General features: G+C 39.7%; 4 protein-coding genes and 3 pseudogenes. All 7 read left to right on the forward strand.

Translation table 11 applies throughout. The features are described from left to right. Nucleotides 1–78: 78 nt before the first annotated feature. Nucleotides 79–507, forward strand: a pseudogene (tnpA, locus tag ACGF63_RS22045) (IS200/IS605 family transposase). A 1,083-nt stretch (nt 508–1,590) separates the two neighbouring features. Further along, nucleotides 1,591–1,839, forward strand: a pseudogene (locus ACGF63_RS22050) (hypothetical protein); the annotation flags it as partial. A 232-nt stretch (nt 1,840–2,071) separates the two neighbouring features. Continuing rightward, nucleotides 2,072–2,275 carry a type II toxin-antitoxin system VapB family antitoxin gene (locus ACGF63_RS22055; RefSeq protein ID WP_036847976.1) on the forward strand — a complete coding sequence of 68 codons (204 nt, stop codon included), beginning with the start codon at nt 2,072–2,074 and terminating at the stop codon, nt 2,273–2,275. After that, nucleotides 2,275–2,652 (forward strand): type II toxin-antitoxin system VapC family toxin, encoded by a 378-nt coding sequence (locus ACGF63_RS22060; protein ID WP_152964231.1) that lies wholly within the window; start codon nt 2,275–2,277, stop codon nt 2,650–2,652. Before ACGF63_RS22055 ends, ACGF63_RS22060 begins: the two co-directional genes overlap by 1 nt. Continuing rightward, on the forward strand, nt 2,649–2,954 hold the full coding sequence (locus ACGF63_RS22065) for a hypothetical protein (RefSeq protein WP_152964230.1): 306 nt from the start codon (nt 2,649–2,651) through the stop codon (nt 2,952–2,954). Before ACGF63_RS22060 ends, ACGF63_RS22065 begins: the two co-directional genes overlap by 4 nt. A gap of 365 nt (nt 2,955–3,319) precedes the next feature. Further along, nucleotides 3,320–3,528, forward strand: a pseudogene (locus tag ACGF63_RS22070) (contact-dependent growth inhibition system immunity protein). Nucleotides 3,529–4,977: 1,449 nt separating this feature from the next. After that, nucleotides 4,978–6,151, forward strand: a 1,174-nt coding sequence (locus ACGF63_RS22075; RefSeq protein WP_387633228.1) for a filamentous hemagglutinin N-terminal domain-containing protein, incomplete at its 3' end; no start/stop codon positions are given.

Raw genomic sequence — 6,151 nt, forward strand, 5'->3', positions numbered from 1 at the left:
TTCCATATGAAAGGTTAAAACCACCGACTTTAGTCGGTCAGCTTTAGCTGCGATACTCTGTTGCACGAGAGGTGCAATATGGATTACAGATATGGCAGCCACACGGTATTTCAGATTGAGTATCATTTCGTGTGGGTAACGAAATACAGATACAAAGTACTGATAGGTGAAGTTGGCTTACGGGTACGAGAGTGAGTTCGTCAGACATGTGAAGCGTTTGAAATCAGGATAATAGAAGGAGTCGTGAGCAAAGACCCTGTACACATACTAGTGAGTTGTCCTCCGACCTTAGCGCCCTCAGAAATCATGAGGCGAATAAAGGGAAGGACAGCGAACAAGTTGTTTGAAGAGTTTGCCCACCTGAAAAAGCATTACTGGGGTCAGCATTTTTGGGGCAGAGGCTATTTTTGTGCGACGGTAGGCCAATTAACGGAAGAGATGATAAAGGCCTATTTGGAGCATCATTTTGAACCAAACCCGAATGATAATTTCAGGCTGGATAATTGACGCATCGTTGAGCCGATGCGTATCTGGACTTTCAGTCCGTTAATCACTAACCCACCGACTTTAGTCGGTGGTTGTTGAGTAATGCTTGTATTTCCCGTAAAAAAGTCAAATAAAAATATAAAATAGATCAACAAGACAACATATTTAAATTACAGTCTCTTACTATTTCTATTCAACATCGTGATACATCAAATACGCTTATTTAAACTTGTTTTATACTATTTTACTCCATCCAATAGCATTGCTTTTCTACGGTTTGATTTAAATCATGCCTCTTTTTATATCATGAATGTGATTTAACGCTTAAATACCCATTTAATCATTATAACCTTTCTGGCAAATGAATTAGCCAGACTTTTCAATATTGTTGATGTAATAATGCGTTATTAAATGAATTAATCGATTTATTTAAGCATGATTTAAATAGATACGGGTGAATGAGGTTAAGTGAAAATCTAAAATCAGATGGCGAGTCTATTTTAACAAATAAACGATTTTATTCTGATAACCTTAATCATTTTCAAAATGATATTGACTAAATTACATGCCATTTATTATTCTAAAATAAATCTCTTTTTAGAAAGTTAAAAATTTTCTATTTAAACACACCACTAAACAATCAAATCACGTTTGAAAACTGACGCAGGTAAATATCAAATCAATATAAAGATACTACAGATAATGCGGATTTCAGCAGGCCACGATCTGGATCTCGTTGGTACTCAGTTAGCGTTTTGGGTTGTTGACCAACCCATTTAAAAACATCCCCAAAGACATAAGCAGAATGCTACACACCTGCCAGGTTAGGGACGTAACACCATTAATAAACTTAAAGAATTTTTATTGGTGTATAAAATTATCCCCATCCTTATTACCACTTACCGGCATTTAATATATCGCATTCCCCATTGTCAGGATTAAATAACCTGACACTGATCGCATTTCGCACTATCCATTCATACAGATAATTAATCACATATTAGAATAGTTTTATTATATCACTATCAAATTATCAATATTTTCTATGGAAAGATTACCGTTTTATCACCAAAGCCCAATTAGCTTAAGAAAAGAGAGAGTACGATGGATAAGCGCAGCAACCCGTTGGTCAGGGCCACGAGTTATCTTTTAATTTACCTGACCGCAATCCAGCCGCTGCATCCGGCTATCGCCGCCGGAATAACGCCGGATCATCACCGTACGCAGGTACAAAATTAAGGTAATATCCCAATGGTGAATATCGCCACGCCGAATGGCGCGGGAATATCCCATAACACCTATCAAGAGTTTAACGTTGCCACTCAAGGCACTGTGCTCAATAACGCCACTCAAACGGCGCAATTACTGAGAAAAAGCATCGAGTTCCATTAGGGTACTCCCGAAAAAAGGAGTATAAGATCACAACTGAATTCGTGGGTCAAATGGATTAATATTGATTAAATAACGTTCGTGATCTCACCCTGAGGTTACACCCTATCATTATTCTTTTCTTACTCTACAGATTGCTTTGATTTCGGTTTTGATGCAAGATATCATCAAAATATGAATCACATGAGGTAATGTTATGCGAACTACGGTCACGATTGATGATGTGTTGTATGCACAGGCGTTGGAAATGGCCGAGCCCGGCATGGATAAGGCTGATATCTTCCGGGAAGCGATAAAAACGTTCGTTCGGGTTCAGGCAGCAAAAAGACTGGCCTCGCTCGGCGGTTCATCGCCTGAAATGCAGATGATCCCCCGCCGCCATGAGGAGCCATCCGCATAATGACTATTCTGGTTGATACGTCCGTCTGGATTGACCATTTCAAAAACAGGAATGACGGGTTGATCCAGCTGTTGAGTCGGGATCTGATCCTGACTCATCCGATGATACTGGCAGAGATAGCCTGCGGTACCCCTCCGGCACCAAGACTGCGAACGCTTGGAGATCTGGGGCTGTTACCACAAAGTCATCGGGCCACTATCATCGAGGTGATGGCATTCATTGAAAACGAAAAGCTGTACGGCCTCGGATGTGGTCTGGTTGATATTACATTGCTGGCATCGACCCTGATAACACCGGGGGCAAGACTTTGGACACTGGATAAGCGACTTGAGAAGCTGGCTAAACGTCTTAATGCGAGTTATCAGCCGATTCATTGACAGAATTTAAACTGCTCTGTAAACCACCAGAAAACCGGCCGGTTTTCTGGTGGTTTACTCATTCTCAGGGAAGGTGCGCGGAAGAATCAGTAATGTGGTTTCATTCTCACGCAATGTGGTTTGAAAAGGGGCATTTATTGCGCGTCACTACAACTATTGGAAAAAATTTCCAATCCCGGAATATGGTGATCGGATTTATTATGATCGGACACCTTCGGGCTTTACGTCATAATAAGCTACCACTACCCGATACTGCTGACGGTGTTGAAATGGCAGTATGTTTTTCAGACGATGGAGATTAAAAAATTGGGTGACCTTACCCCGCGAACTTTTACAGATTTCACGTAGCGACGCCAGTTTTTTAGCCTTTTCAGGTGGTCTATCGCTAGGTGCTGCTCGCGCTATGCGCGATTATGGGGGTTTGAGGAGCAACGGAACCATAACTGATAAGTGGTTAAATAGAATGGCTAATATTCATAAAATCAAATAATTATGAGTTTTACATTACCTATTATGAATATACGTCCAAGATGAGTTAAAGTTAATTTGGCTATCGTAAATGAGGTGGCTAAAAATGGCAATGTACGATGTAAATTGGCTAGTTTATTTTTGGCTGTTTAAATTGACCGCTTAACCGTGTTTTTGGTTCCGTTGCACCCTAAACCCCATTACCAAGATGATGGGATCTTATGGTTATCGTTCAAAACGGCAATTATTTAAGAAAATGTTGAGCTGTGGTATTTGCATGCTTGATGGTCAAATAACGGTAAGGTCATTTCCGAATTTGACTATGTCGTAATTCAGGCAGACAGCTCCCCTGAGGAAGTTGGGGCAGCATTACGACAGGCTTTTTCACGTTGCAGAAGTTATGTTTAACGATAAAACAACAGTTTGTTTTTCACTGATTGGCTATGAGCTTTGATTTATAGAGTTAATTAAGGTGGACACGTAATCACTATTACGTGTCCGCTGATTATCTCAAAAGGTTTAAAACGTTATTCAATGAGCTTTACTGCTAAAATCACGGTGGTGAAATAAAGATAAATAGAATATGATTAACGTTTATTAAACGTAAAACACAATATACCATGGTGATTAAACTTAATAGCAACAAAAGATTAAAAAATGGCTTTTAATAACAGTTTAAAACCTGCTGATCATAAATCTATCAGTAAAAAATGAGAAAAGAATTGGCTTTATTAAAGCTTATATACCCCGAAAAAAAGGTAAATAAAAATATAAAATAGATCAACAAAATAATATATTTAAAATATCAACCGATTTTAATAACGCTTTCAACTGGAGATTAAACTTTTTTATCAGCCAGTTAAATAATCGATTATAAAAAACCCGAATAAAAAAAGCCGAAAATAAATCATTTAACCGAATGCGAACTGGATTGTTTTTAGCATTATTATATTGTATTTACTATTCAACATCGTGATACATAAAATAAACTTGTTTTATACTATTTCACCTCATCCAATAGCATTGCTTTTATACGGTTTGATTTAAATCATGCCTCTTTTTATACCATTAATGTGATTTAACGCTTAAATACCTGTTTAATCATTATAACCTTTCTGACAAATGAATTAGCCAGACTTTTCAATATTGTTGATATAATAAAATGTTATTAAATGAATTAACCGATTTATTTAACTATAATTTAAATAGATACGGGTGAATGAGGTTAAGTGAAAATCTAAAATCAGATGCCGAGTCTATTTTAACAAATAAATGATTTTATTCTGATAACCCTAATCATTTTCAAAATGATATGGACTAAATTACATGCCATTTATTATGCTAAAATAAATCTCTTTTTAAAAAGTTAAAAACTTTCTATTTAAACACACCACTAAACAATCAAATCACGTTTGAAAACTGACGCAGGTAAATATTAAATAAATATAAAGATAATGCGGATTTCAGCAGGCTGCGATCTGGATCTCGTCGGTACTCAGTTAGCACTTTTGGGTTGTTGACCAACCCATTTAAAAACATCCCCAAAGACATAAGCAGAATGCTACACACCTGCTAGGTTAGGGACGTAACACCATTAATAAACTTAAAGGGTTGTTATTGGTGTATAAAATTATCCCCATCCTTATTACCACTTACCGGCATTTAATATACCTCATTCCCCATTGTCAGGATTAAATAACCAGACATTGATCACATTTCGTACTATCAATCCAGACAAACAAATAATCACACATTAGAATAGTTTTATTATGTCACTATAAAATTATCAATATTTTCTATGGAAAAATGACCGTTTTATCACCAAAGCCCAATTAACTTCAGAAAAGAGAGAGTACGATGGATAAGCGAAGCAACCCGTTGGTCAGGGCCACGAGTTATCTTTTAATTTACCTGACGGCCCTCCAGCCGCTGCATCCGGCTATCGCCGCCGGAATAACGCCGGATAATCACCACACACAGGTACAACATCAGGGCAATGTGCCGGTTGTCAATATCGCCACCCCGAATAGCGCTGGGATATCTCACAACACCTATCAAGAGTTCAATGTTGCCACTCAAGGGGCCGTACTGAATAACGCCACGCAGGAGGCGCAATCACAGCTGGCCGGGCAACTTAACGCCAACCCTAACCTGACAGGCAAAGCGGCAGAACTGATTATTAATGAAGTCACCGGCAACGGGCGCTCTGAGCTGCAAGGTCAGCTGGAAATTGTCGGCAATAAAGCCAATGTGATGATTGCCAACCCCAATGGCATTACCTGTGATGGCTGTGGTTTTATCAATACTTCCAGCGCAACCCTGACCACCGGGAAACCCCAGTTTGACAAACAGGGGGCGCTGGAAGCTCTGGAGGTTAAACAAGGCCAGATCACCATTAGCGGCAAAGGGCTGGAGGGTAAAGCGACAGATTATGTCGATATTATCAGCCGGGCCACGGAGTTAAATGGAAAGATTCAGGCTAACACCCTGTCGCTCACGCAGGGAGCTAACCGCATCAGTTTAAAAGACGGCACAGTTAAATCCATTGCCGGAGAAGGTGCTAAACCGCAATTAGCTATTGATACCAAAGCGCTGGGCGGTATGTATGCCAATAAAATCCGGCTGGTGGCGACAGAGGACGGTGTCGGCGTTAACCTGAAAGAGTTAACCAGCGACCAGCGAGATATCACGTTAAACGTTAATGGCAAAATTGAATTAGGAAATACCAAGGCTAAAACCGACTTAAATATTATTAGCAAAGAAACTTATATTGCGCCGAATATTAACGTGCAAGCGGGCCGGGATATGACCCTGGCAAACACCACCCTGGAGAATAAAGGCAGCGTGACCGCCGGTCGGGATATGCGGGTATTCGGGGACACCGTGCGCAATACCGGTGATAAAGCCTTACTGCAAGCCAACGATAATCTGTGGATACAGAAAGATGCGCAGGGGAATAAAGGTCAGTTAGTCGAAAACAGATCGGCAACGATAAAAACCGTGCAGGGGGATTTGGTTGTCAGAACTAATG

The organism is Photorhabdus sp. RM322S (genome assembly GCF_042879395.1).
In the GTDB taxonomy this organism is placed as follows: domain Bacteria; phylum Pseudomonadota; class Gammaproteobacteria; order Enterobacterales; family Enterobacteriaceae; genus Photorhabdus; species Photorhabdus khanii.